The 23,587-nt window shown below is 33.0% G+C and carries 26 protein-coding genes and 2 pseudogenes; all 28 read right to left on the bottom strand.

Features of this window, described 5'->3' with window-relative positions; translation table 11 throughout:
• Positions 1-66: 66 nt before the first annotated feature.
• The 28 genes and pseudogenes from CD041_RS02040 to alaS all read right to left on the bottom strand — a co-directional run bounded on the left by CD041_RS02040 (position 67) and on the right by alaS (position 23,549).
• Positions 67-2,268: a DNA internalization-related competence protein ComEC/Rec2 gene (locus tag CD041_RS02040; protein WP_062077686.1), complete on the bottom strand. Its 2,202-nt coding sequence runs from the start codon at positions 2,266-2,268 to the stop codon at positions 67-69.
• A gap of 5 nt (positions 2,269-2,273) precedes the next feature.
• Positions 2,274-2,735, bottom strand: a complete 462-nt coding sequence (locus CD041_RS02035; RefSeq protein ID WP_002458970.1) for a ComE operon protein 2 — start codon at positions 2,733-2,735, stop codon at positions 2,274-2,276.
• Between the two features lie 302 nt (positions 2,736-3,037).
• The gene (locus tag CD041_RS02030; protein ID WP_051490858.1) at positions 3,038-3,601 is read right to left on the bottom strand and encodes a helix-hairpin-helix domain-containing protein; all 564 of its coding nucleotides are present in this window, start codon (positions 3,599-3,601) and stop codon (positions 3,038-3,040) included.
• 205 nt (positions 3,602-3,806) lie between these two features.
• A complete protein-coding gene (locus tag CD041_RS02025) occupies positions 3,807-4,532 on the bottom strand; it encodes a class I SAM-dependent DNA methyltransferase (protein WP_070648456.1) in 726 nt (241 codons plus the stop codon).
• Complete coding sequence (gene rsfS / locus CD041_RS02020) at positions 4,533-4,886, bottom strand: ribosome silencing factor (RefSeq protein ID WP_070648453.1); 354 nt, start codon at positions 4,884-4,886, stop codon at positions 4,533-4,535.
• Positions 4,887-5,471: a bis(5'-nucleosyl)-tetraphosphatase (symmetrical) YqeK gene (gene yqeK / locus CD041_RS02015; protein WP_002458966.1), complete on the bottom strand. Its 585-nt coding sequence runs from the start codon at positions 5,469-5,471 to the stop codon at positions 4,887-4,889.
• Positions 5,461-6,033: a nicotinate-nucleotide adenylyltransferase gene (locus CD041_RS02010; RefSeq protein ID WP_002458965.1), complete on the bottom strand. Its 573-nt coding sequence runs from the start codon at positions 6,031-6,033 to the stop codon at positions 5,461-5,463. Before CD041_RS02010 ends, yqeK begins: the two co-directional genes overlap by 11 nt.
• A complete protein-coding gene (yhbY, locus tag CD041_RS02005) occupies positions 6,034-6,324 on the bottom strand; it encodes a ribosome assembly RNA-binding protein YhbY (RefSeq protein WP_002478102.1) in 291 nt (96 codons plus the stop codon). It abuts the gene before it with no gap.
• Entirely contained in the window at positions 6,318-7,133 is an 816-nt protein-coding gene (gene aroE, locus CD041_RS02000) for a shikimate dehydrogenase (RefSeq protein WP_002458963.1), read from the bottom strand. Before aroE ends, yhbY begins: the two co-directional genes overlap by 7 nt.
• A gap of 12 nt (positions 7,134-7,145) precedes the next feature.
• Positions 7,146-8,246, bottom strand: a complete 1,101-nt coding sequence (gene yqeH, locus CD041_RS01995) for a ribosome biogenesis GTPase YqeH (RefSeq protein ID WP_080606563.1) — start codon at positions 8,244-8,246, stop codon at positions 7,146-7,148.
• Positions 8,247-8,774, bottom strand: coding sequence for a YqeG family HAD IIIA-type phosphatase (locus CD041_RS01990; RefSeq protein WP_002458961.1), 528 nt, complete (start codon positions 8,772-8,774; stop codon positions 8,247-8,249). It lies immediately after the preceding gene.
• A gap of 22 nt (positions 8,775-8,796) precedes the next feature.
• Complete coding sequence (locus tag CD041_RS01985) at positions 8,797-9,483, bottom strand: 5'-methylthioadenosine/adenosylhomocysteine nucleosidase (RefSeq protein WP_002458960.1); 687 nt, start codon at positions 9,481-9,483, stop codon at positions 8,797-8,799.
• 145 nt (positions 9,484-9,628) lie between these two features.
• Positions 9,629-10,861: an NRAMP family divalent metal transporter gene (locus tag CD041_RS01980; RefSeq protein WP_002458959.1), complete on the bottom strand. Its 1,233-nt coding sequence runs from the start codon at positions 10,859-10,861 to the stop codon at positions 9,629-9,631.
• A 12-nt stretch (positions 10,862-10,873) separates the two neighbouring features.
• A complete protein-coding gene (pxpA, locus tag CD041_RS01975) occupies positions 10,874-11,629 on the bottom strand; it encodes a 5-oxoprolinase subunit PxpA (protein WP_002478099.1) in 756 nt (251 codons plus the stop codon).
• Complete coding sequence (locus CD041_RS01970; protein ID WP_080606562.1) at positions 11,629-12,990, bottom strand: acetyl-CoA carboxylase biotin carboxylase subunit; 1,362 nt, start codon at positions 12,988-12,990, stop codon at positions 11,629-11,631. Before CD041_RS01970 ends, pxpA begins: the two co-directional genes overlap by 1 nt.
• Positions 12,991-13,002: 12 nt before the next feature.
• A pseudogene (locus CD041_RS12420) lies at positions 13,003-13,236 on the bottom strand (acetyl-CoA carboxylase biotin carboxyl carrier protein); the annotation flags it as partial.
• Positions 13,237-13,337: 101 nt separating this feature from the next.
• A pseudogene (locus CD041_RS12415) lies at positions 13,338-13,446 on the bottom strand (acetyl-CoA carboxylase biotin carboxyl carrier protein subunit); the annotation flags it as partial.
• 2 nt (positions 13,447-13,448) lie between these two features.
• Positions 13,449-14,453, bottom strand: coding sequence for a 5-oxoprolinase subunit C family protein (locus tag CD041_RS01960; protein ID WP_070648447.1), 1,005 nt, complete (start codon positions 14,451-14,453; stop codon positions 13,449-13,451).
• On the bottom strand, positions 14,443-15,174 hold the full coding sequence (gene pxpB, locus CD041_RS01955; RefSeq protein WP_070648445.1) for a 5-oxoprolinase subunit PxpB: 732 nt from the start codon (positions 15,172-15,174) through the stop codon (positions 14,443-14,445). Before pxpB ends, CD041_RS01960 begins: the two co-directional genes overlap by 11 nt.
• Positions 15,175-15,509: 335 nt before the next feature.
• Entirely contained in the window at positions 15,510-15,986 is a 477-nt protein-coding gene (gene greA, locus CD041_RS01950; protein ID WP_002458953.1) for a transcription elongation factor GreA, read from the bottom strand.
• A gap of 24 nt (positions 15,987-16,010) precedes the next feature.
• Complete coding sequence (udk, locus tag CD041_RS01945; protein WP_002458952.1) at positions 16,011-16,637, bottom strand: uridine kinase; 627 nt, start codon at positions 16,635-16,637, stop codon at positions 16,011-16,013.
• A complete protein-coding gene (locus CD041_RS01940; RefSeq protein WP_002478095.1) occupies positions 16,637-17,905 on the bottom strand; it encodes a peptidase U32 family protein in 1,269 nt (422 codons plus the stop codon). The genes udk and CD041_RS01940 overlap by 1 nt, the downstream gene beginning before the upstream one ends.
• 11 nt (positions 17,906-17,916) lie before the next feature.
• Entirely contained in the window at positions 17,917-18,840 is a 924-nt protein-coding gene (locus CD041_RS01935) for a peptidase U32 family protein (protein WP_002458950.1), read from the bottom strand.
• Entirely contained in the window at positions 18,837-19,478 is a 642-nt protein-coding gene (locus CD041_RS01930) for an O-methyltransferase (RefSeq protein WP_002478093.1), read from the bottom strand. Before CD041_RS01930 ends, CD041_RS01935 begins: the two co-directional genes overlap by 4 nt.
• Before the next feature lie 361 nt (positions 19,479-19,839).
• Positions 19,840-20,148, bottom strand: a complete 309-nt coding sequence (locus CD041_RS01925) for a DUF1292 domain-containing protein (protein WP_002458948.1) — start codon at positions 20,146-20,148, stop codon at positions 19,840-19,842.
• 12 nt (positions 20,149-20,160) lie between these two features.
• Positions 20,161-20,589: a Holliday junction resolvase RuvX gene (gene ruvX / locus CD041_RS01920; protein WP_070481250.1), complete on the bottom strand. Its 429-nt coding sequence runs from the start codon at positions 20,587-20,589 to the stop codon at positions 20,161-20,163.
• 3 nt (positions 20,590-20,592) lie between these two features.
• Complete coding sequence (locus tag CD041_RS01915; protein WP_002458946.1) at positions 20,593-20,853, bottom strand: IreB family regulatory phosphoprotein; 261 nt, start codon at positions 20,851-20,853, stop codon at positions 20,593-20,595.
• Positions 20,854-20,918: 65 nt separating this feature from the next.
• Entirely contained in the window at positions 20,919-23,549 is a 2,631-nt protein-coding gene (gene alaS, locus CD041_RS01910) for an alanine--tRNA ligase (RefSeq protein WP_070648443.1), read from the bottom strand.
• Positions 23,550-23,587 lie beyond the last annotated feature (38 nt).

Here is a 23,587-nt window from a genome sequence, read left to right as displayed (position 1 = left end):
GCTTATATCTCCTTATTCATTTATGTAAGGTATCTTATAATTATAGCATTGATATATCTTTTAGCTCTAGTGATTACCATGATTTAATTTTATCGTTAATTTGGAATCAAGTGACACACTGATTTCGCCTTTATCTTGCGTATTAAATAATTTACTGTGTATAGATAATAATTTATGAATAGTTTCTATAGATGGATGATGATATTTGTTATGTTTACCGCTAGAAATAATACTTATTTTAGGTTGAATTTGTTTTAAAAATATCATAGAGCTACTCGTTTTGCTGCCATGATGCCCTACTTTCAAAATATCTATGTGAGGTAAATGGTACTTTTTCATAAGTATTTTTTCATTACGTTGACTAGCGTCGCCCATTAGCAATATCGTTTTGTAATGGTATTTGATTAATAAAACAATAGACTGTTCGTTTTTATCTTGACTGTCATAAATATAACTTCTCAAAAATTGAATTGTTGAATCATCAAAGTGCATAGTGTTGATATGATCAGCATTAATCAGTATTATATTGTATTTTGAACACCATTTTTTTATCACATTTAATTGAGAAATAGGAAAGCTTTTACTATTTATTACTAGTTGTTTGATTCTAATATGCTGCATAAGATAAGTTAATTCACCCATATGATCAACGTGTGGATGTGTAATAATGACTTCATCTAATTTGGATACGCCACGTTTTTTTAATGATGGGATAATATGATATTTGGCAATATTATGTGTAATTGTAGAATGATTTTGTGCTGTTTTTCCCCCTGTATCGATAAGTATATTATGATTTCTTGATGTTTGATACAGCAAGCTATCACCTTGGCCAACGTCAAAGCTAGTTAATGTAGGTACGTGACTATGTGCAGTATAGCTTACAATGATTAAACTTAAAATTATAAGTGCTAAAGACTGAATATACTTTTTGTGAATGAAAATGATGAAACTTAAAATCACTAAGATACTTAAAAACATTATAGTCATATTACTTAATTGTGGAATGTTCCATTGGTAATTATTTAGTTTTAAAAAGAAATATACTAATTGGTCATGTAAAGCAAATAAATAATCGATGATGAAATTTAATAATTTAATATTTATGAAAATGTGAGAGATTAAAAAGAAAAATAGAGTTAAAGGAAAATAAATAAAGGAATATAGAGGTACGAAAATTAAGTTTGTCAAAATGCCAATCCATTGAACTTGGTTAAAATGGTAAATTTGTATAAGTAATGCGCCTAACTGTGCAATATATGTGATTACAAAAAAGGCCTTTAATCTTGACAGATGATGAATTGATGGCTGTGCTAATATAAGAAAAAGCGAAATTAAGAAAGAAAATTGGAATCCGATATCATATAAAAAATCAGGTTGTACGATAAGGAGTAATAAAAAGACGAAAGCTAATATATTTAGGCCTGATAGTGAGGTCCTTTTTGGCTTAAATAATATAATTATCATAGCAATAATTGATCTTAGTGCACTTGGTGCAAACTGAGTTTCAACAGCAAAAATAACTAAAATGCAGACACAAAGTAATTTAATAGTAATAAGTGGTGTATTCCATCTTACTAGCGATTGGTAAATAATCAATGTGATTACAGCAACATGGGAGCCACTCACAGCTAAAAGATGATATATACCTATGTCCTTAACAGCGTCTTTTATAGTACTGTTTAATTGAGAAGTATCTCCAGTTATTAAGGCGATAATGCGGTATGGATATTTTGTACCTGAATGAACAATCTGATTATTAATAAAATCAATGTGACGTTGAATGAAATTAGGATTTGAATTTATTTTACAGCTTTTAAAATCTATGCTTTTTACTACAAGAAGGGCATTTTGAGATTCTGAATGAGTAAGATTGCCGTTTATTTTGCAAGTGTAATGTTTTAACTTGTGAATATACTTACCTTTATCTTGTTTTTTAATATAGTAAATATAATTATATTCTCGATTATAGACTATAAGATGTCCTTTAATAAAATCGTTATTTTGGACAATGGCTGATGTGACATGAGCAAATGCTGAGATTTGCTCATGATGTTTATTAAAAATCTCCTGCTCTTTGATTGAATTGTTAAGGTTGCTATAGATATTGTAGCTTAATATTGAAATGAAAATTGAAAGCACAAAACAAATAAGTGTTAACCTTTTAATAGCAACAAAATAAAGTAAGCATACAAAAATTAATAGTGAAATATAAAAATTAGAATACCAAAGTGCTCCGGCAAGAAATGCTAATGCAATATAAAACACTTAAATCACGACTGTGTTAAATATTTTGCTACATATTCAGCAGAAAATGGAATCTTTTTGTATGTAATACCAGATTGATCCAATAAACGTATTGCATATTCATGGTTATGATAATCTTGAGCATAATAAATTGTTGTAATACCTGCTTGAATAATTGACTTTGTACAATTTAAGCAAGGAAAATGAGTAACATAAATCGTTGCCCCTTCAGTTGATACACCTTGTTTCGCACACTGTAATAACGCGTTCATTTCTGCATGAATTGTACGTATACAATGACCATCTTCAATTAAACAGCCTTCATCAATACAGTGAACCTCTCCAGCTACTGAGCCGTTATATCCACCAGCAATAATACGATTATCTTTCACAATCGTTGCTCCTACAGATAAACGTTGACAAGTTGAACGTAATGCTAACAAATGGCTTTGAGCCATAAAGTATTCTTCCCATTTTATTCTTTCCATTTTTTACCTCCGTGATGTACTTTGCTAAGTTCTATGGTTTTAGTATATATGTTGTTTATTATTTTTCAATCTTTTTTAGACCGTAGTCAAGCGTTATCACTCCACGTTTGCTAGTGTGTGCCTTGCTCATTTACGCAAAGTAAACTCGCTACGTTACGCCCGTTGCGCACTCGATTGAAAAACGCTTTCTAACAGTCTAAACCTCGTAATTAAGGAAACAAATTGTCATACATAACAGGGGCTGTAGTCAAGCGTTATCACTCCACGCTTGCTAGTGTGTGCCCTAATTATTATAGAAAAATTTAAACAGTAAAGTATTGCTTTAATTTTTCAAATGTTTTTTCACCAATACCTTTTATTTTTTTTAATTCATCAACACTGGTAAATTGGCCGTGCTGTTCTTTGTAATTTAAAATTTCTTTTGCTTTTGAAGGACCGATACCAGGAACTTTTGTAAGTGATGCTTCATTAGCAGTATTTAAATTGATTTGACTTTGCCCTTGAATAGTTTCATTTGAGTTTGTTGGTTGTTGATTGTTATTAGTTGATACATATTGCTCATTTTTGGTCGGTATATAAATCATCTTTTGGTCAACAAGCTTTTCTGACAGATTTATATGTGAAATATCTGCGTTTGATTTTAACTTTGCTTTTTTGATTAAATCATTTACTCTTGCTGTTGACGGCATTTCATAAACATCTGGGTGTTCTACAGCCCCCTTCAAATCGACAAAAACTGTTCCCTTTTGTGAATCTGATGCTTTTCTTTTCTGATCTTTAGACTCTTTTACGCTAGAATTTTGTTGTTGATCGTTATCTATCAATGCGACACCGTCATTATCCATGTTTGCAGAAGGCTGATGCATCTGAAATACAAAAATAACCTATCAATAGTATTATGCAAGCTAGCGCAATTAAAAAATAATATTTCCATCTAGTAAATATGTTTATCAACTGTTGCTTCCATTGAAACAAAAAACTCACCTCTCTAAAGATATAAACGATAGAAAGCGTGAGTTTACTTGAGTTTGTTATTTAAATTCTTAATATTTACTACTTATGCTATAAAAATTACTTTTGAACGATAAAAAACAATCTGAGTCCGTTATCTGAATGCTCATTCATATTAAAATCAGTAAAAGTTTTGATATGATTGAAACCTGCTTGCTTCAACATTAGTCGATACTGTGTTTCATCGAAAGTTCTTTGATAATGTGATTCGTCAAAGCGTTGATAATTTTTATGATTATTAAGCTTAAAGAAAGTCATTTCATGATAAACACTTAATGGTACTTCTCCACGGAAGGCTTGCCATGCTAGAAAAGTATCATTTTGTTCTTCTATATAATTCTGATTATTAAATAATGTTTCCATTTTGTATGGTGTATGTACATCAAAAATAAATATACCATCATCGGAAAGATGATTGAAAATATTAGCAAAAGTTTGTGTAACATCATTCGTTTCAGGTAAATAATTTAATGAATCACAAAATATTGTTATTAAATCAAATGAAAGATTTAAATCAAAATCAGTCATATCACCTTCAAGCCATTGAACTTGATTAGATTTTTGTGTTGCAATTGCTAACATGTCCACGCTTAAATCCATACCTGTAACTTCACCAATATTTGTTAGCATTGATGTTAAAGTCCCAGTACCACAACCGATATCAAGTATTTTGGGATTTGAAGGTAAACTTACAGATAGTTGTTGAACAATATCGAACCACAAGTCATATGGTTGGTCTTGAGTAAATAAATCATAAAAATTACTCATGTCTTGATATTGCATCATTTAATATACAGCCTGACCATATGATTCTATTGGCGCATCTTGATATAGTTTCTCAATATTATAATAGCTTCTTTCGTCTTTATGGAATACATGAACAACGACATTGACTAAATCTATTAAAATCCAGCGTGCACTTTCATAACCCTCTATACGTTTTAAGTTAAGACCTTGTTCTTGAGCCATTTCTTTAACAGCTCTTGCAATGGATTGAACTTGTCGTTCATTGTTACCGTGACACACAACAAAATAGTCAGTCATATCACTGATTCCCTTCAAATCTAGAGAAACAATATCTTCAGCTTTCTTATTTTCTGTCGCTTTGACAGTCATTGTTAACAATTGTTCTGAGCTCATTTAATCATCCTTTATTCTTTGATCACTATAGTTATAATAGTTTAAACATGCTATCGTTGCACCATACACTGTAATATCTTTGTCAATTAAGAATAATACTGTTCGCTTAGAAATTTCATAAATTGTTTTATCTAAGCTACCTTGATTGTATGCCATATCTCGAATTTCTTCAACTCCTGGGGTTTTTCTTCCAGGTTCAATGTAATCTGCAATAAATACTAATTTTTCTGTTTTAGTCATGTGTTGTCGACCTGTAGTATGATAATGAATCGCTGATAATACCTCTTCATCTTCAATACCATATTTGGCTTTCATCAACGCAGCACAAACAGGGCCATGTAGTATCTCACCACCATAACTAAGTAAATCATTATCCAAATCATATTGTCTTACAACTTGATACATGGAACTTAAATCATCATATTTACAGTAGTCATGTAATACACCTGCTAATTCAGCTTTAGCAACATCGCCATCATATATTTCTGCTAATTTCACTGCAGTTTCAGCAACACGTAAAGAATGATCGAAACGTTTTTTAGGTAACTTTTCTTTTGTTAGTTTGACAGCTTTTTTAATTTTCATATAATCCTTCCTCTCTGATATAGCTTTCTACATTTGGTGGAACGAGTACTTGGATGTTTTTATTGTTTTGAACTCGATTACGTATCATGGTAGAACTAATATCTATCCTAGGAATATCTATTGAAATCATTGACGGATCAACTATTTGATGTGACGTATCTCTATTTACGATAACAAATGTAATTATTTCTTTAAGCTGATTGATGTTATGCCATTGTTCAAGTTGATTGTATTGGTCTGTTCCAATGACAAAATAAAATTCTGCATCTTGATTTTTACTAATCAAAGATTGTATCGTATCGAAAGTGTAACTTGTTCCTTTGCGTTCCAGCTCTTCATAGCAAATCTCTCCAAAACCTAATATATCAATAACAAGTTGAATCATTTTTATTCTATGCTTTGTGTTAAGGTGTTGTTTATGATCTTTTAATGGTGACATATAACTAGGTAAAAAATAAAAATGATCTGGTTGGATAAAATGATAAACTTCAGTAGCAACCACCATATGCGCCGTGTGTATCGGGTTGAATTGTCCGCCATATAAAACAATTTTTTTAGTCATTTAAGGTAAATTGATGTGCTTATTTTCTTCTGATTCTTTATATAACACAATCATTGACCCGATTATTTGAACGACTTCGCTTTTAGTTGAACTAGCTAATTGTATTGCTAAATCATTTTTATCATCAAAGTTATTTTGTAAAATATGAATTTTTACAAGTTCTCTTTTTTCTAATGTATCGCTAATTTGGTTACACATGTTTTCATTTATTCCAGATTTGCCAATTTGAAATGTTGGATCCGTATTATGTGCTAAACTTCTTAAATATCTTTTTTGTTTACCAGTTAACATGAGGATGCTCCTTTTAGTTTATTAATTACTGTTTGCTTCATTGTATTTATGTTTGCAGTTTGGCCAGTCCATATATTAAAACTTGCTGCTCCTTGTAATATAAACATATCTAAGCCATTATATATCGGATTACCATTTTGTTCAGCTTGGTCTAAAAATGGTGTTTTTGCAGGTATATATACAATGTCACTTACTAAAGTTTGTGGTGATAAATTTGAAAGTGATACAACTGATGCTTTACTTTGAGACATACCTACAGGCGTTGTATTAATTATAATATCAAATTGATTTAAATGTCGTTCAGCGGTTTCCAACGAAATTTTATTTACGTCTAAAGTCCATGAATCAAAACGTTTAGCTGTCCGATTGGCTACCGTTATTTTAGGTTCAACGTATTTTATAAGTTCATGGGCAATGCCTTTACTGGCACCTCCAGCACCTAGTATCAATATGTAGGCATGCTCAATATCAGGATAAATATGCTTTAACCCAGTTACATAACCTATACCATCTGTATTGTAGCCAATCCATTTACCTTGTTTTATTGCAATGGTATTCACTGCTCCTATGTTTTTAGCAGTATCATCTATAACATCTAAGTATGGAATGATGGCTTCTTTGTGAGGTATTGTCACGTTAAAACCATCAATTTCCTTTTCGGCTATAATGTCTTTAATATGATGAAAGTGTTCTCTTGGAACATGAATAGCTTCATACGTATGTCTCATATTAAGGGCTTTAAAGTTAGCATTATGCATTAATGGCGATAAAGAATGTGAAATCGGATCTCCGATAACTGCAAATTTCATAAATATCACACCTTATAAAATTGAATTTCTTAACACTACATCGACGTTTTTGGGTACTCTGACAATGATTTTGGCACCTGAATCAATCGTAATAAAACCTAACCCAGATATCATAATGTCTCGTTTTTCTTTTCCTGTTTCTAAGCGCACAGCCTTTATATCTTTCAGATTGAAATTTGAAACATTATTTGGGGGTGTGAGTAAATCACCTAATTGGTTTTTCCATAACTCATTGGCTTTTACTGTTTTAGTGCGGTGTATATTTAAATCATTTGAAAAGAAGCAAATGAGTGGTCTTTTTCCACCTGAAACATAATCAATTCGAGCGAGTCCCCCTAAAAATAATGTTTGTGATTCATTTAATTGGTATACACGTTGTTTAATTTCTTTTTTGGGTATAATCGTTTTCAATTCTTTTTCAGTAACTAAATGTGTCATTTGATGTTCTTGAATAATGCCAGGTGTATCATACATAAATGATGTTTCATCTAATGGAATATCAATCATATCTAATGTTGTGCCTGGGAACCTAGAAGTTGTAACAACATCCTTTTCACCAACACTTAACTCAATTAATTTATTAATTAGTGTCGATTTACCCACATTTGTCGTACCTACAATATAAACATCATCATGGTCACGGTTTTGATTAATAGCTGTTAATAAGTCTTCAATTCCCCACCCTTTTTCAGCAGAAATTAGCACAACTTCTTCAGCTTCTAAACCATATTTTTTTGCTGAGCGTTTTAACCATTCTTTCATACGACGATGATTAATTTGTTTCGGCAATAAGTCTAATTTATTAGCAACGAGTATGATTTTTTTATTACCTACAATGCGTTTTAAGGCATTAATAAAAGACCCCTCAAAATCAAAAATATCTACAACATTAACAATGATACCCGAGCGATTAGATAGACCATTTAATAAATTTAAAAAATCTTCACTATTCATTCCTACATCTTGTACTTCATTATAGTTTTTCAATCTAAAGCATCGTCGACAAATTACATCTTCGCGAAATAAATTGTGTTCTGGTACATAACCAGGCGCGTTTTTATTTTCGGATTGCAATGGTGCACCGCAACCAATACATTTTAAAGTCTCAGTCAATCAATTTTCCTCCCATGAGATATAGCCCTTATTTTTGAAGTGGTTTAAGAGTCGTCTTTCGATAATTCTATTAAATTTAGTTATAAATCCATCTGTTCGTTTAACTGGAACTACCATGATTGTATACAAACCATTGCGATTGCCACCAAAGACATCAGTCAACATTTGATCGCCGACAACTACAGCTTCTTCGGCTTGTATATTCATATACTTTAATGCCTTTTTAAATGCTTTACCCATTGGTTTACGAGCTTTAAAAATAAAATCAACATCTAAATCTTTTGAAAAACTAGCAACACGTTGCTCATTGTTGTTTGAAACAATAGTGATTGTAATTCCAGCTTCACTTGCTTTTCTAAACCACTCTTTGATTTCTATAGTAGGTGTTTTTACATCCCAGCCTACTAGTGTATTATCTAAATCTGTAATAATACCTTTAACTCCGGATTTTGCAAGTTTATCTATATCAATTTCAAATACCGATTTCACATATGAATTCGGCATAAAATATTTTTTTATAATACCCATAATTTTCACCTTTAAATTATATTTATATTTGTTTAATTAAACGTTCAACTGTTTTACTAGAAGACACGGCAGCTTGTTCAATAAATTGTTCAAATGTGATATCGGCGTTGCCGTTTGCCAAATCTGAGATTGCTCGTGTGATAATAAATGGTTGTTTAAACTGATGGCATGTTTGTGCTATGGCAGTGGCTTCCATTTCAACTGCTAACGCTTGCGGAAATCTTTCTTTAATCAAAAGGCGTTGGTCTGTGCTTCCGATAAAGCTATCACCACTAACAATAAGTCCAACTTTTGCATTTAAAGACTGTGCTTTTAAAACAACTAACACATTATCTAGTAAATGTTTATCAGCTTCAAAATGGAGTGGCATTTGTGGTACTTGACCATACTGATAGCCAAAAGCTGTTGCATCTACGTCATGATAAATAACGCTGTCACTTACTACAACATCACCTATTGATAAGTCTTCATCTAGAGCGCCTGCTGAACCGGTATTAATTATCATTTCAGGTTTAAATTGTTGAATGAGCAGCGTAGTAGAAATAGCTGCATTGACTTTACCAATGCCACTTCGTGTAAGTACAACATCGACGTCATTTAATTTTCCTTGATAAAATTCAACATGAGCAATCGTATGATATTGTGTATTTATTAATTTTTCTTTTAAAATTGTAATTTCTTCTTCCATAGCACCTATAATGCCAATCATAAATCCACCTCATTTATATTTCTTAGCAAATGTTATTCTATCATATTTTAGCCTTTACCACGATACACAAGAATAAAGTTTATTATAATACATAATAAAAAAGACTCTCTATTAAATAGAGAATCTTTTTTTATTAAGCTCATTGTTAACTATGCCATAGTGCAGCTAAGTCTTGAAGTGAAAAGATAGCTGTTACAATTGTCACAATAACTGCAACTATACCAAATAACAACATCCAAGTTGGGTGTTTATAGTCTCCTACAACCGATTTCTTTTTGCTTGCGATAAGTATGGCACCTAAAGTAATTGGCAAAATCCAACCATTGATAGCTCCAGCAATAATAAGTAAGCTAACTGGTTTGCCGATAAATAAGAAAATCAGTGTAGATATTACTATAAATGTTATGACAATCAAATTATTTTTATTAAACAGTGATTTATGAAGTGTTTTTAAGAATGTTGCACTTGTATATGCAGAACCGATAACTGATGACATAGCAGCTGCAAAAATGACAACACCGAATATATTTTTACCAATAGGTCCTAGAGCATGTTCAAATACAGAAGCTGGTGGATTGTCTGCGCTTAAAGTCACACCTGTAATAACAACACCTAATACAGCTAGAAATAGCAATGTTCTCATGACGCCTGTTGTTAAAATACCAGCTATTGCAGAACGGTTAACAAATGGTAAATATTCTTTACCCTTCATGCCTGAATCTAAAATTCTATGTGCACCAGCAAAGGTAATATAGCCGCCTACTGTACCGCCAACTAAAGTTATAATTGGTAAAATCAATTTAAGTGGATGTTCAGGCGTAACCATATGTACTACTGCATCGCCATAAGGTGGATTAGATACTACCATAACCCAAGCAACTACAACAATCATAACGACACCAAGTATCATTGATACGACATCCATGATTTTTTGACCACTTCTGCTAACAAAAATTAAAATTGAGAAAACTGCAGTAATTGCGGCACCCCATTTGATATCTAAGCCAAACATTGCATTTAAACCAAGTCCAGCCCCAGCGATATTACCAATGTTGAAGGCTAAACCGCCAAAAGCTATTAATATTGACACGATTGTACCTAAACCAGGTAAAACTTTATTAGACACCTCTTGACCACGTAATCCAGTAACTACTAATACTCGCCAAATATTGATTTGTGCACCTATATCGATGAGAATAGAAATCAATATTGCAAAGGCAAAGCTTGCATAAAACTCTGCTGTGAATACTGCTGTTTGAGTTAAAAAGGCTGGACCTATGGCAGACGTAGCCATTAAGAAAACTGATCCATAAAGTAAGCGCCTGTGACCTTTAGTAAAAGTAAAATCTTTTTCCTTTTTATTTAGTTTTTCTCCCATATAATTTACCCCCTATAATGATTGAATATCAATGCCTTCTTTCATTAATGTCTTTCTTATTTGAGATACAAAATCTAGTGCATGTGCACTATCGCCGTGCACACAAATCGTATCTGCCTGTAACGTAATATCTTTTCCATCTCTTGAGGTCACTTTATTTTCTTTAACCATTTTTATGACTTGTTGTAATGCTTCGTCAGTATCAGTTATCACCGCATCATTTTCACGACGATTGACCAATTGACCATTATTCTCGTATCGGCGATCAGCAAAAACTTCAGAAGCTGCGTGTAAACCAATTTTTTCTGCTTCAGAAATCAGTAATGTATTAGCTAAACCAACTAAAATGAGTTCTGAATCAAAATCATATACAGCTTGCGCTATAGCTTGAGCAACTGTACTATCAATAGCCCCCATATTGTAAAGGGCACCATGCGGTTTTACATGATGAATTTTAGTATTATATAATTTACAAAATCCATTCAAAGCACCGAGTTGATAAATAATTGCATTATAAATTTCTTGATAAGAGAGCGCCATTTTACGTCTTCCAAACCCTTTCAAATCTGGAAATCCAGGATGTGCACCTATCTTAATTTGGTGTTTAACTGCTAATTTAACGGTTTCATTAAGTACATTTTCATCTCCAGCATGAAAACCACAAGCGATATTAGCTGAGGTAATGAGCGGAATAATTGCTTCGTCATTACCAAATGAATAATTTCCATAGGCTTCACCTAGATCACAATTTAAATCGACGGTTACCATTACAAAGTCACCCCTTTTACGATTTGATGTTTTTCTAAGAATTTAATATCTACTTCACTTGCATCGCCATCAGCATATAATGGGTAGCTAAGGACAGCATATAAGAAATCAGCTGTCGTTGTAAATCCATCAATGACCATTTCATCCAAAGTTACTTTGAGTTTATTGATGGCGCTCGCTCTGTTTTCTGATTTAACGATGACCTTTGCTACTAGAGAATCATAGTAAGGTGAAACTTGATAACCCGAATAAAGTAGTGAATCTACTCTGACATTAAATCCTTGTGGTAGATGTAAACGTTTCACTACGCCAGGACATGGTTGAAATTTTTTCTCAGGATTTTCAGCATTGATGCGCGCTTCAATGACATGACCATTAAATGTGATGTCTTGTTGTGCAAATGGTAACTTATCATGCATTAACAAGTATAATTGTGCAGTTAATAAATCACGATCAGTTCTCATTTCTGTGACGGTATGTTCAACTTGAATTCGCGCATTCATTTCAATAAAATAATGCGCATCTTCAGTAACTAAGAATTCGATTGTACCTGCACTTCTATATTTTGAGGCTCTAGCTACTTTAACAGCATCATTACAAATTTTTTCTCGGCGTTCTTCAGTAAGTGCCGCACATGGTGACTCTTCTATTAGCTTTTGATTTTTTCGTTGAACTGAGCAGTCTCTTTCTCCTAAATGTACATAATTATCTTTGCCATCACCAATGACTTGAACTTCAACATGTTTTGCTACAGGTATAAAGGCCTCTACATATACACGGCTATCGTTGAAATACTTTTGTCCTTCACTTTGAGCTTCTTTTAAAGACTTTTCTAAATCAGCTGGATCTTTAACAATTCTAATTCCTTTACCACCACCGCCACTAGCAGCCTTTAAAACAACAGGATATCCGATATCTTCAGCTAACTTTTCAATTTCTGATACATTGTTAACTGCGTCTTTCGATCCCGGAATTACAGGTACGCCAGCAGCATCAACTGTTTGTCGAGCGATTATCTTATCTCCCATTAACTCCATAGTTTTTTTATTTGGACCAATAAAATGAATGTCGTTTTCTTCAACTTTTTCAGCAAATGTTGTGCTTTCTGATAAGAAGCCATAACCTGGGTGAATTGCATTAGCCCCGGATAATTCTGCAGCACCGATAATACGTTCGATATTTAAATAACTATCAAGTGGATTTGCTTCACCAATACAAATTGCCTGGTCAGCTAAGCTTACATGAAGACTAGCTTCATCACCTTTAGCATATATCGCTACGGTTTCTATTCCTAATTCGCGACAAGCACGAATGATACGCACAGCGATTTCTCCTCTATTTGCAATTAAACAACGATACATAGCTAGCCCCCCTTATTTTATTTGTATCAATGCTTGGTCATATTCCACATTTGTACCGTGATCAACTAAAATTTCAACAATTTCTCCTGATACATCACTTGTAACCTCGTTCATCACTTTCATCGCTTCAATATAACCTACAATGTCTCCTTCTTGAATTTTATCACCCACTTGTACAACTGGTTGAGTTAATTCTTTACTATCTTGCAAAAAGAATGTACCTACCATTGAAGCTTTGATTTGTTGCGTTTCTTCTTTAGGATTTGCTTCGTCTTGTTTATTTGAATCGCTATGATTTGTAGAAGTTGTTTGTATATCATTTTTATTAGCACTTACGGGTGAAATATCTTCTGTAAAATCTAATTCTATTTCATGTTCAAAATCTTTATATTTAAATTTTTTAACTTCATTCTTTTTAACTAAATCTATTATTTGTTCTATCTTATCTAAATTCATTTTTACTGTTCCTCCCTAATTAATTGAGCTATTTTTTTTGATGTCGGACGTAAATGCTTGAGTTCGAATTTTGGAGTTGATTCTATTTCATTTATTGTTGAACTAAAGACTTGCTCAAAATGTTTTAAATTTTTGATTGCTTGTTCAATCGTTATCCATTTGAATAGAATTTCTTCTCCTGGTTTAAATTGAGCCAGTTTATGTATATCGGCTTGGGATACACTAGCAATCTTAGTGTAACCTCCTACGGTCTGTCTATCGTGTAATAATATGATGGGGTGACCATCATTAGGAACTTGAATACTGCCTAATGCAACGGGCTCTGAAATGATATCCGCACTTTCTATAGGCGGTATAGGCGTTCCTTTAAGTCGAATGCCCATTCTGTCAGAACTATCTGATATCTCATATACTTGTGCTGTTAGTTGTTCATGACATTCTGTAGAAAATGCATCATATTGAGGTCCTTTGATGATATGAACGATATTATCTTCTGGTACTGCATTGAATTCAATAGTTTTGCCCAATTGTTGTTTATAAGATTGATTTGTAACAACAGGAATGCTATCGTTTTTCTTCAATGTACGTCCATAAAAACCACCCATTTGTGTTCTAGTATGAGTGGCATAGCTATTTGCTACGATTGGTATATCAAGTGGTTGACCAAAAAATATATACCCCCTAGCACCTTGTTGAACAGGACCAATTTCTAAAATATCTCCTTTATTTGCTTGTACAACCACATTTTGGTTTACAGCAGTACCATTTAATTTGGCTGCAAAAATAGCCCCTGTTAAAACAAATGAATTTTCGCTGGAGAATTCAATTTTAGGGCCAATAATTGTAAATTCGATTGCAGGCCCATCTTGCTGGATTAATGTTTGTCCAATAAGATAGCTATATTGATCTATGGCACCAGCGCTTGAAATACCTAGATGTTGAAATCCTGTACGTCCTAAATCTTGTATAGTTGAAAATAAACCAGGTTGTATAATTTTAATTCCCATTACGAATTGTCACCCACTTTTCTTTATTAAAGCATCCCTTATCAATGTCATCTTGAATTTGTTGATAAGTTTGTTGATCGATGGCATAAAATTTTATTTTATCACCAGCTTGATAAAGCGTCATAGGCTGATCATCTTTATTAAATACTCTAATAGGCGTACGACCAATAATTTGCCAACCTCCTGGTGAGTCTAGAGGATATAAGCCAGTTTGATTATTAGCAATTCCAACTGAGCCTGCAGCAATACGTACTCGAGGTTCAGTGCGTCTAGGCATATGTATGCGTGAATCTAAACCACCCAAGTATGGGAAGCCAGGCATAAAGCCAAGCATATAAATTAAATATTGTTTACTTGTATGTATCTCTATTACTTCTTCAGAGGTAAGTCCGTTATACTTTGCTACTTCAGATAAATCTGGCCCTGCATCTGAACCATATAAGACGGGAATATGTACAACTTTATTATTAGATGTTTTATCAATGTGCTTATAATTAATAGAATCAAGTTGAAGTTGTTGAATCAACTCATCGATATCAATTTTATGTTGGTTAAAAGTAACCATGATGGCTCTATAAGATGGAATAATTTCATTGATAGCTTGCAAGTTTTTATTTTTAATGTATTGAGTTGTATAAATAATTTGATTATATGTGTCTTCACTAATTTCGTTTTTGAAATAAATCATTAAGGTTTGTTCGTTAATGATAGTTGCTTCCATTTTCTAACCCCCTTTGTATAAAAAAATAGAAACATAGACAAATAAAATTATAAATGACTAATTCAATAAGAATTATATCATTTATCTTATCTGTCTGTTTAATAATCATTTGTAATTAAAAGCGATAAGTAATAAATATTACGCTTTGTAGATCGGTTGATTCTACTTTAAAAAGTTGTACATATTCAATTAAATCATACTTGTAATTAATTGTCATGGAGAAAACAAGTTTAACAAAAGTGTGTGGCACAACATAAAAATACTATAAATAAAAAACCAGTAAGCAGAATGCTAAACTGGTTTTTACTATATAGCTTATTAATGAGGATATTGTCTTATTTAATATCTACAATCTTAACTCTAATTTCACCACCGTTAGGTAGCTGTACTCGAACTTCATCGTTTAATCCTTTGCCAATAAGAGATTTCGCCATTGGAGATTCGTTTGAAATTTTCCCTTTAAATGCGTCGGCTTCTGCAGAACCAACGATTTGGTAGCTTTCTTCTTCATCACCAGGTAATTCTACAAATGTGACAGTTTTCCCGATTTGTACGACGTTATTATCGCCTGTGTCTTCGATAATAAGTGCGTATCTTAGCATATGTTCTATACGTTGAATATCTTGTTCAATAAACCCTTGTTCGTCTTTTGCAGCGTCATACTCAGAGTTCTCAGATAGATCTCCAAAAGAACGTGCTACTTTGATTTTTTCTACAACTTCAGGTCTTTTAACTGTCTTAAGTTCTTCTAACTCTTGTTCTAAATTGTCATATCCTTCTTGTGTCATAGGATATTGTTTTTGATTTTCCATTACGTCATCTTCCTTTTCTTGATATTACTCTTGTTTACTTACAAGTGTTTGTATTTTGGTTGTCATAATATCGATAGCAACTTTGTTACTACCACCTTCAGGAATAATAATATCTGCATACTTTTTAGTAGGTTCGATAAATTGATTATGCATCGGCTTAACTACATTCAAGTATTGATTAATTACAGATTCCATTGACCGTCCGCGCTCTTTAGTATCTCTTATCAATCTTCTTAAGATTCTAATGTCTGCATCCGTATCAACATATATTTTAACATCCATCATATCACGTAGTGTTTTGTTTTCTAAAGCAAAGATACCTTCTACGATAATAACATCTTTTGGTTCAAATGCAATGGTTTCATCACTTCTAGTATGATTTGCATAGTCATAAGTAGGCACTTCTACTGATTGACCATTTTTTAAATCCTTTAAATTTTTTATTAATAAATCGTTATCAAAGGCAAAAGGATGGTCATAATTTGTTTCTAACCGTTCTTCAAACGTGAGGTGGGATTGGTCTTTATAATAATAGTCTTGGGCCAATAAAGCAACACTATGACCTGCTAAATTTTTCATAATTTCATTAGTTACGGTGGTTTTACCTGAGCCTGAGCCACCAGCAATACCGATAATCGTTGTTTGAGACATTAGCTAATTTCCTTTCTCATCATATTATTTGGGTAGATTGGGTGGTCAACTTTAATTTGTACAATTTGTAGTGGATGTCTTGCAGCATCCAAAGAATTCCCTTCTTCATCATAAATTGCATCAATAACTTGTTTAAAGCTATTAATTTCAGGTCCGAAAAATTCAATTTCTTGTCCAGGTTTAAAATTATTACGTTGTTGTATCGTGGCGATGTGTGTATTTGCATCATATTCAAGAACTAAACCGCAAAAATCATATGGTGATTTTTTGGATTGTTGCATACCAAACATTTGCTCTTCATAACCTGGTGTCCCCTCGAAGAAAGCAGGAGCTGTATCACGATTGGCACATTTATCTAATTCTATTAGCCATTCAGGGTCAATTTTGAAATTTGCTGGATCTTCAGCATAAGCATCGATGACTTTACGGTAAACTGATACAACTGTAGCTATATAGTGAATAGATTTCATACGGCCTTCTATTTTTAATGAATCAACGCCGATATCCATCATTTTAGGAATGGCTTCTATTAATTTTAGATCTTTGGGACTCATAGCAAAAGGGATGATATCACCTTGTTGATAATACATATCTAAATCGCCATCTTGATCAATGGATAATAAATCGTAATCCCATCGACAACTTTGGCAACAGCCACCACGATTTGAGTCTCGTGCTGTCATATGATTGCTAAGTGTGCAACGACCAGAGTATGCAATACACATGGCACCATGAATAAATGCTTCTATTTCTATGTCAACCTTTTCTTTCATTTCCTTCATTTCCATGGCACCAGTTTCTCTAGCTAACACAACACGGTTTAATCCTTCTTCTTTCCAGTATTCTACCGCCTTATAATTTGTTAGAGACTGCTGAGTAGATAGATGTATCTCTAAGTTAGGTGCAACACGTTTGCATGTTTCAATGATTAGAGGATCTGCTACAATAATTCCCGTAGCTCCTGTAGCTTGTAATTGTATTAAATATGCTTCTAAGCCTGGGATATTCTCATCATGTGCAATGATATTGGTAGTAACATAGATTTTTGCGCCGTAAGTATTAGCAAATTGGACACCCTCAGCAATTTCTTCCATAGTAAAATTATCAGCATTTGAACGTAATCCATATTCTTGACCGCCTAAAAATACTGCATCTGCGCCGTAATGTACAGCTATTTTTAACTTTTCTAAATTTCCAGCAGGAGCAAGTAGTTCAGGCTTTTTCATTTTAGTTTGTTGTGATGGTGATGCTTTTTCTAAAATTTGCATGATTAAGCCTCCTAATATACGGTTTGTTTAAATAAGAAACCTTCATCAAAAGGACGATGTGCTGGCTGTATATCTTCAATTGGATCAACAAGCATGAATTTTTCATCCTCATAGGTTTCAGGATCATCATTATATAAATCAATAGCCTCGCGATATTGACGTGTTGTTACATTAATATATTCTTCAGTTTGCAAGATACCATCTATCTTAAACGAATCAATTCCTGCACTAAATAATGGTTCTAATTCTTCAATTAAACAAATATCATTTGGAGACATTATATGTGTACCATTGTAATCTTCAAAAACAGGATATTTATTATCTCTTTCTTCATCATATAATAATAAGTACTGTTCATCCTGTTGACGCTCTATTTTCATTTGTCTATCTTGGAATGTGTAATAATTACCTAGCAACATTCTTTTCGATTGAAACATGCAAGTCATGCCATGAACTTGCACTTCTATTTCAACATCTGATTGCTCTTTAATATTGATTATTTCTTCTAAGCTTAATTCACGAGCAAGAACGGCACGTTTCGCACCTCTTTGTCCCCAGTAGTTACATTGAAAATGATTTGTTACTAATGCTTCAGCATCCCAATTTAATGCAATTGGATGTGGTTGAGCTTTGACGTACATAACAACGGCAGGATCTCCAAATATAATACGATCTACATTGATTTCATGTAAAAATGTTATATAGTCTTCAAGTGCCTCCAAATGATAATTATGAAATATACCGTTAACAGCAGCATAAACTTTTTTATTATGTTTGTGGGCTATTTCCACAGCCTTTTTCATATCGGTACGTTTAAATTCACCGGCTAAGCGTAATCCGAATTTTTGTTCGCCAATGACAAACGCATCTGCACCAAAATCAATAAGTGTTTTTAAATGCGCAACTGATTTAGGTGTTACAAGTAATTCAGTCATTCTGATTCTCCTTTGATAGAAATTGCTAGTCCATCATCTATATTGACAAAATTAGTAGAATAATTTGATTGTGACATGAGCCATTCATTATATTGTTGTACTTTTTTAACCATCTGTTTGACATTTCGTGAACGTACAATTGATATGTCTGCAACAAAACCATGGTAAAGGACATTATCAGTAATTACTATACCCCCGTTATTTAATAATGGTGTATAAAGTTCAAAAAATTTACGTGATTGTGCTTTCGCTGCATCAATGAATATCATATCGAAATGTTTATTTTTCAGCTGAGTAAATTGTTCCAGTGCGTCGCCTTTTATAATGTCAATCTGTGATTCGTAGCCAAATGTTTTAACATTGTGTTGGGCTTGTTGAAACATATCATCATTACGTTCAATCGTTGTGATATGTATGTTTGAATCAACTGATGCAAATTGCATTGAACTATATCCTATCGCTGTTCCAATTTCTAGAATTGACTGTGGTTTGTGGATTCTAATTAACTGTTTTATCAAATCAAGTGTTAAGCGGTCGACGATTGGCACAGCATGCTCAATTGCATATGGTCTGAGCCGTTCAATAGGATTATCTAAATGCTTATGTAAATCTACTAAATAGCGTTCATTGTCCTCCATAGACGTTACTTCCTTCTTAAAAAGTTATAAATAATGAAAATAAAAATCAATCAGTCGTGGTTATTGATTAATTACGTGTAGGATCAAATAAACTGACTGATTGGATTATTTTGATTGCTGTGTACTTAGCAAATACGAAATTAACTTTACATATTTTATCATAAATTATGCATTAAATTAAGTGCTATCTTAAAAAGGAGCGGGATAAAGCCAAATTCGACTTTATCTTCCGCCCCACAAAACAAATCATTACGCTAATTACTTTAAATTTTCATGCACAGAGAAAAATTTTCTGTGATTTTGACTCAGTAATTAAATCATATATCTAATGTTTTTATTAATATAAATTCAAAGTTGTATTTTATTCATCAATTTCAGTATTGACTACTTCTTCAATCATATCCCATTCTTCATCTGTTTCGATAGGAATTAATTTACCGCCATCTCCTGATTCGTCTGGTTGATTTATCATTGGGATTAATTCAATCATGTCATCATCATCAGATTGTGCACCTTCTTCAGACAAAATAACATATTCTTTTTTGAATTCTGGATGATAAAATTCTAATATTTTGCGATAAAGTACTTCATTGCCATCTTCATCATATAATGTTAAAAGTTCTTCTTCGTTATTAAGTTCTAATTCAGTGTCGTGATTATGTTCAGTCATTTAAATTCTCCTTTATTGGATAGAGTCTAAATAGCCTTGAAGTATAAAAACTGCGGCCATCTTATCTATTACTTTTTTTCTTTTTTGTCTAGAAACATCGGCCTCTAACAATGAACGTTCTGCTGCCATTGTGCTTAGTCGTTCATCCCACATAATAACTTTCATATCAGGCATCGCTTCAAGAATTAATTCTTTATAGTATATGGAAGCTTCTCCACGAAACCCTATAGAATTATTCATATTTTTTGGTAAACCAATAACAATTGTGTCAACGTTATTGGACTTAATAATATTAGTGAGTTGTTCAATACCATATTCTTCTTGTTCTTCATTGATGCGTAGAGTGTCTAATCCCTGAGCCGTCCAGCCCATTAAATCGCTAATTGCAATGCCTACAGTCTTGCTTCCTACATCTAATCCTAATATTTTATGCTGGAGCATATATTAATTATTTTTCTCTTTAAGATAGTATGAGACAAGTTCTTCCATAATGACATCTCTATCCACATGTCGTATTTGATTTCTAGCTTCATTTTGACGTGGTATATAAGCAGGATCACCAGATAATAAATAACCAACAATTTGGTTTACAGCATTATATCCACGCTCTTCTAATGTACGATGCACGTTGCTTAACACAGATCTGACATTCTCTTTAGGAATTTCTTCATAATCAAATTTCATTGTTTTATCAAAATTTTCCATTGATTGACACTCCTCTATCTACGATTTAACTTACATATTTTATATTACACTAGAAAGGTATATAGTTATAGTTTTTTAATGTAATCTTTAATAAAGCGTAAAGATTCTGTGATATTTTCTGGTTGTGTACCGCCACCTTGTGCCATATCCGGACGGCCACCACCTTTGCCGCCAACAATAGGAGCCATATTTTTAATGATATCGCCAGCTTTAATTTTGCTGGTATCAGCTTTTGGTACTGTAGCTATCAATGAAACTTTGCCTTCAACTTCACTTATTAATATGATAATTGTGTCTTGTAATTTAGATTTAAAATCATCCATTGTTTCTCTGATTGCTTTTGGATTAGCAATATCTACTTGTGTAGCTAATACTTTAAAACCATTGATTTCTTCAACTTGGTCTTCAATATTACCCATTTTTAATGTTGTAATTTCTTTATTACGTTGTTCTAATTGTTTATTTACATGTTTCACTTCTTCTTGAAGCTGAACGACTTTTTCCATAACTTGATCATCGGATTTGACTTTTAAATATGTTTTAGTTTGATTAAATTTATGCTGAATACCTTCTAGATACAAGAATGCTGCTCTACCTGTTAAGGCCTCAATTCGTCTGACGCCTGCACCAGTACCTGATTCGCTAATAATTTTAAATAAGCCGATTTCAGATGTGTTTTGAACATGAATACCACCACAAAGTTCCAAAGAAAATGGTGCCATATTTACAACTCTAACTACATTGCCATATTTTTCACCAAATAAAGCCATTGCACCCATCTCTTTAGCTTCAGCAATTGGCATTTCTTGAATATTTACGGAAATACCACGCCATATTTCTTCGTTAACACGTCGCTCAACGTGTTCGATTTCTTCATTTGTCATTGGACCAAAGTGTGAGAAGTCGAAGCGTAAACGTTCACTTTCAACGAGAGAGCCTGCTTGGTTAACATGATCGCCTAATACTTCTTTCAGAGCGGCATGCAGTAAGTGTGTTGCACTATGGTTCTTTTGAATATCTCGTCGTTCATCTTTATTAACGTTTGCATCAACATGACTATTAACAGTTACATGACCAAATTGAACGGTTCCTTTATGCAAGTTTTGACCATTTGGTGCTTTCGTTACTTCTTCAACAGCAATTTCAAAATTGTCGTTACCAACTGTACCATGATCTGCAACTTGACCACCACTGACCGCATAAAATGGCGTTTCTTTTAAAACAAAATAAATGATGTCTCCAGCTTCTGCATGACTAACAGCTTGGCCATTGTAGATAAGATCTGTAATCTCAGTTTGATAATCAGTCGTTTCATATCCAACAAATTTGCTTTTTGTAGTTATGTTTTTAAGCACTTCGCTTTGAATTTGCATTGATTGTGAATTTTGGCGTGCCTGTCTAGCACGGTCACGTTGTTGTTGCATTTCATTTTCAAATGTTTCCATATCAACAGTGATGCCTTCTTGTGTAGCTATTTCTTTAGTTAATTCGATTGGGAAACCATATGTGTCATATAATTTAAATGCATCTGAACCATTAATTTCTTTTGTCGTCAGTTTTGCTTTAGCAATCAGTTGATCTAAAATTGATAGCCCTTCTTGTAATGTTTCGTGGAATCGTTCTTCTTCTGATTTAATGACCCGTTTAATGAAATCAGCTTTTTCTTTAACATTTGGATAATAAGGTTCCATGATATCTGCAACAATATCAACGAGCTTGTACATAAATGGTTCTTGAATATCTAATGTTTGGCTAAAACGTACAGCTCTACGTAACAAACGACGTAAAACATAGCCACGTCCTTCATTTGCCGGTAAAGCACCATCTGAAATTGCAAATGCGATTGTTCTAATGTGATCAGCAATGACTTTAAACGCCACATCTTGTTCCGGTATTTCAAGATATTTCTTGCCGGAAACTTTTTCAACTTCTTCAATGATAGGCATGAACAAGTCTGTCTCATAATTTGTACGCACATTTTGTGCTACAGAAGCCATGCGTTCTAGGCCCATACCAGTATCAATGTTTTTATTTGGTAATGGCGTATAAGTATGATCTTTATTATGATTAAATTCACTAAACACAAGGTTCCATACTTCTAAATAACGTTCATTTTCACCACCAGGATACATTTCTTCAGCAGGGTCGTTCTTGCCAAATGCTTCACCACGGTCATAAAAGATTTCTGTGTTTGGTCCTGATGGTCCTTCTCCAATATCCCAAAAATTGCCTTCAATACGTATAATGCGACTTTCTTCTAAGCCGATATCGTTATGCCATAAATGATATGCTTCTGTATCTTCGGGATGAATGGTTACATACAGTTTGTCTGGTTCCATTGCCATCCATTTGTCACTTGTTAAAAATTCCCAAGCAAATTCAATAGCTTCTTTTTTGAAATAGTCCCCAATAGAAAAGTTACCTAGCATTTCAAAGAATGTATGATGACGTGCTGTAAAACCTACATTTTCAATATCATTCGTTCTAATTGCTTTTTGCGAATTTACGATTCTAGGTTTTCTTGGTGTTTCTCGACCATCAAAATATTTTTTTAATGTTGCTACACCTGAATTTATCCATAGTAATGAATTATCATCAATAGGAACTAAAGGTGCAGATGGTTCAACCATATGTCCTTTTTCTACAAAGAAATCAATATACATTTGTCTTATTTCACTAGCTTTTAAATTTTTCATTGGGTTTCACTCCTCAAATTCTTAGTCACAATTAAAAA

It is taken from the genome of Staphylococcus lugdunensis (assembly GCF_002901705.1).
Classification (GTDB): Bacteria; Bacillota; Bacilli; order Staphylococcales; family Staphylococcaceae; genus Staphylococcus; species Staphylococcus lugdunensis.
This window is presented reverse-complemented; position numbering and strand designations above follow the sequence as displayed.